4 protein-coding genes and 1 pseudogene are annotated in these 3,611 nt (G+C 49.8%); 1 reads left to right on the top strand and 4 read right to left on the bottom strand.

What is annotated here, in order from left to right; genetic code table 11:
* Nucleotides 1–88: pseudogene (locus tag CDI09_RS17180) on the top strand (IS5/IS1182 family transposase); the annotation flags it as partial.
* Nucleotides 89–131: 43 nt separating this feature from the next.
* On the opposite strand, the gene CDI09_RS18020 reads toward CDI09_RS17180, so the two are convergent.
* The 4 genes from CDI09_RS18020 to CDI09_RS17165 all read right to left on the bottom strand — a co-directional run bounded on the left by CDI09_RS18020 (nucleotide 132) and on the right by CDI09_RS17165 (nucleotide 3,261).
* On the bottom strand, nucleotides 132–1,412 hold the full coding sequence (locus CDI09_RS18020; RefSeq protein WP_146220948.1) for a hypothetical protein: 1,281 nt from the start codon (nucleotides 1,410–1,412) through the stop codon (nucleotides 132–134).
* Between the two features lie 118 nt (nucleotides 1,413–1,530).
* Nucleotides 1,531–2,016 carry a DUF2285 domain-containing protein gene (locus tag CDI09_RS17175; RefSeq protein WP_078526258.1) on the bottom strand — a complete coding sequence of 162 codons (486 nt, stop codon included), beginning with the start codon at nucleotides 2,014–2,016 and terminating at the stop codon, nucleotides 1,531–1,533.
* A gap of 49 nt (nucleotides 2,017–2,065) precedes the next feature.
* A complete protein-coding gene (locus tag CDI09_RS19050) occupies nucleotides 2,066–2,254 on the bottom strand; it encodes a transcriptional regulator domain-containing protein (RefSeq protein WP_408884525.1) in 189 nt (62 codons plus the stop codon).
* A 371-nt stretch (nucleotides 2,255–2,625) separates the two neighbouring features.
* Nucleotides 2,626–3,261 carry a DNA methyltransferase gene (locus tag CDI09_RS17165; RefSeq protein WP_408884524.1) on the bottom strand — a complete coding sequence of 212 codons (636 nt, stop codon included), beginning with the start codon at nucleotides 3,259–3,261 and terminating at the stop codon, nucleotides 2,626–2,628.
* Nucleotides 3,262–3,611 lie beyond the last annotated feature (350 nt).

Below are 3,611 nucleotides of genomic sequence, written 5' to 3'. Positions count from 1 at the left end.
GCGGCGGGTCGCAACACGCTATGACAGATGCCCGAACGTCTTCTTCTCAGCCATCTGCCTCGCTGCAACCGTCATCTTCTGGCTATGAGTCCTGAGCCTAGAAACGTTCTTATATTTTGACAACAGAAATTCTATATTTGTAATAATTGAAGTCTCCATTTTTTTAAAAAATCATCTTTCTTAAGAATTTTTTCCCCACCGTTTTCCTCAAGAATATCATCCTCAAGCCAAGGTGGCATTGATACAATGGATTGGAAATCACATTCCAAAAGAACATTGAGCAATGCCTCAAAGTTACCTTTATCAAATCTAATAGCTAAATCTTCAACTATAAAAATCGTTAGCTTTTGTTTGCAAATTTCTTTTGCTTTAGTAATTAAAAGATCAAGAATTAATTTTCCTTTTTCACTTGATGATAAGCAACCAAATGGTATGCAATTATCTCTTTTAAAAAATCTAAACTGCATTTCTATATATTCTTCTCCATCCGGTCGATATATTTTTTGATTCTCACCGTCCTCTTCATTCCATTCTTCCGCAGGAGAAAATTTAATCTCTCCACCAATAATAGTTCTGGCTCCAATTTTCGCCAATGATAGTAAAGTACATTTATCAACCCCAAGAACACGCATGAAGAAATCCATATCGTCTTCCGTTTCCTTTCGTCGGCAATCTTTATCTGAACAGTATATTACCTCTATATCTCCTGGAGGGAATAAAAATGAAATATTTCCATCACCTCTAATTAAATATTCACCGCACACTTCAATAAAAATCTCTTTACTTATTGTGTCTACAGTTGAATAAATTACTTTAGATATAAACCTGCAAGGCACACGATTACCTTCAGTATCTGTCGTATACGTACCTTGGAATCGTTCTGCATATCTCGATTGATTTATTGATGCCGCAGCCTCAAGTAAAGAAGTTTTCCCTGTACAATTACGACCATACAAAATTGTATAGCGCGACAAATTTATTTTAGGTAATTTGGACAGAGTTGGAAACGCTATATGCTCAATAGATTCTACCCATCCCAACGCCGATGGAATATCATCCATTTGTTTGCGAGTTCTTGCTTCTGCTAAAGCCTTCCACGCAAACAAATTATCAGCAGGAAAATCTTTTCCTGATTCCTTGTCTATTAAATCACCGTGGTATTTACAGCACCAGATTCCATTCTCCACACTGCTGATGAAAGTAGCATCTTTTCCTCCTTGCCCTCTAGGTCCATTTTTCGCCGCGCTATAAATATGGCACGCAACACCCATATTAATGGAAGTGTTTTTTGAGCGAGATGGCCCACTTGTTGGATTTTTACACCTTGGAAAAGAACACCTACCTCCCGCTCTATCAAATAACGTCTTTGAAACACCGTATTTGAAATCTATTCTTTTTTGTTCTTTAACCACGATTATACTCCACCTTAATGCAGAATTTTATTCAAGAACGTAATTTCGTTAAGTATCCCGCAAGAGATGGAATCTGTCTATGAGTGCCCCCTTGATAAACCATTTTCCCGAATAGGCTTCAACGCTCAAACAGTCTGATCGGATAGCGCAACAGATCACGGTAGCCACCACGAACGTAATACCGCCCATCGGCAACAAGGCGACGAACCTGATTCTTGCGAGGATCGCTTTCCCAGTCGGTCTTTCTGCCACGAAATCCAAGCAATGCCTCAGCAAGCTTGCGATAGCTCGCGCCATCTGCCCGACCATCAAGCGCGCGCAATATCAAGATATGCCGGTCCCGTGTCTGTTGCGTGAAATCGTGAGCCCGCCTGCCCTCAGACCGGCCCGCCAACGTGCGCCATAATCGCAACACAGCCGCCGTGCGAAGTTCCAGTAGTTTATCAAGCGGCAGGATCACGACATAGGTGGAGCATCCATCCGCCGGACGTGTCGGAAGCCAGAACTGATGTGCCGACGCGCCAAACGACCAGAAAGCGTGCCACGCATCATTTTCATCCAGCCGCGTGACGAGGTCCGGTAAGTCCGCGAGGTTGATCGGCATGACGGCCGGATCATCCGCGTCCGCAAGTGCTACGTGCAGTGCAATGACGTCAGGCGAGAGTTCCGGTATCCAGAAGACAGGCGTGCGTCCAGCAGGCTGCGCCGGATCGACAGGGAAATCGCAAACCCCATCGTTCGGAAAAGGCTTTGCTGCCCCGAGGTTTCGGAGCCGGAAGCGTTTTCGTTCGCTGGAACGCGCGACGGTATTCGTCGTCACGTCGAAGATATTCCCAGGCCATGCCGGCGGCAGCAATGTCTTGTGCGTGTTCGTAAGCGGCCGGCGACTGCCAATCTGATATCGGCATCGCATTACCCTTCTTCTTGCGCCTGCTTCTGGCAGCAGGACAATCAGGATGCGCAACGGGAAGATTTTGTGCAGACTGTGTTTGAAGATATGTCGATCTCGTAACGCGATCGTATGACGTTATGGCGTTTGTCCGAGCCTGCCAGAATAGTTCGCTCGCCGGGCACTCGTCCGGCAAGTGGCGCTTATTTTCTATCTTCCTGCCGCCGATCCGCGAAGGCGGATCGGCGCAAATTTGTGCGGACAAACAGGCCAGGGAAGGGAGCGCCGCAGAGCCGAATTATCGGCCCTGCGGCGTTCGATACCTTATGCCGCTATTTTCTTCGCCGCGTGCCAGGCCAGCCGCCGGGTCGCCGTTTCCGCGTGTTCTGCGTCGAGTTCCATCCCCAGCCACCTACGCCCGAGATGCTGCGCCGCCACCAGTGACGAACCCGAACCGCAAAACGGGTCCAGCACCAGGCCACCAATCGGGCAGAACGCCTCCACGAGAGGGAGCAGCGCCGCCACGGGCTTTTGCGTCGGGTGCAGTTTATTGCCCGAATAGGGCATGTCGAGCACGTCCGGGATAGGTTTTGCGGGCGGTGTTACATTGCCCTTGGCCAGAAGATAGGCGCTTTCGTGTTCATACCGAAGAAACCGGGAAGAAGACGAATAGAACTTGCGAAAGACGATATGCCCGACCATGCGGAACCCTGCCGCCTTCCAAGCTTCGGCAAACAGGTCTATGCGATTCCAGCCATAGAACGAAACGGCGAACCCGCCCCATTTCAGGACACGGTGCATCTGGTTGAAAGCAGGCCGGAGCCAGCGCGCATTGTCGTCGTTACGAACCTTCCGCCCGTCCCTGCCCTGATAATTCACCAGGTAAGGCGGGTCTGTCAGGATGAAATCCACCGAATTACGGGGTAATGCGCGCATAAGCTGCACACTGTCACCGTTCAGAATGGTATTGCGGAAATCGGTTGCCGTGTTGGCGTTGCCGGTCATGGTCTTTGCCCTTTGTTCCGCGAGGAACAGCCCCCGCTGTTCCTCTGCCTCGCGGCGAGCAGCGGGGTAGCAACGGCAAGGGCGACCGATGGGGAGGGGTATCGCCCGATCTGCACGGAGCGCAGCGCAGGAAGATCGGGGAAACCCCATCGGACGGCGTCAGCCTGCTGACGCGCCCCCTTGCCGGCGCGAGGGCGGAGCCCTTAGGCTCAGGACCCATTGATTTTTGTAGGGAATTTTGATTCAGGCTCTGCAAGGAGACTGAAGATGAGCGACCTGTTCTGGCTGACGGATGAACAGATGGA

This window comes from Komagataeibacter nataicola (genome assembly GCF_003207795.1).
GTDB classification, from domain to species: domain Bacteria; phylum Pseudomonadota; class Alphaproteobacteria; order Acetobacterales; family Acetobacteraceae; genus Komagataeibacter; species Komagataeibacter nataicola.
The sequence above is the reverse complement of the archived record's forward strand: the minus strand, read 5'-3'. Positions and strand labels throughout refer to the sequence as shown.

What these genes read in the sequence shown, in the direction of transcription:
- CDI09_RS19050 (WP_408884525.1), bottom strand. Translation starts at nt 2,254, where the DNA reads ATGGCCTGGGAATATCTTCGACGTGACGACGAATACCGTCGCGCGTTC.
- CDI09_RS17175 (WP_078526258.1), bottom strand. Translation starts at nt 2,016, where the DNA reads ATGCCGATCAACCTCGCGGACTTACCGGACCTCGTCACGCGGCTGGAT.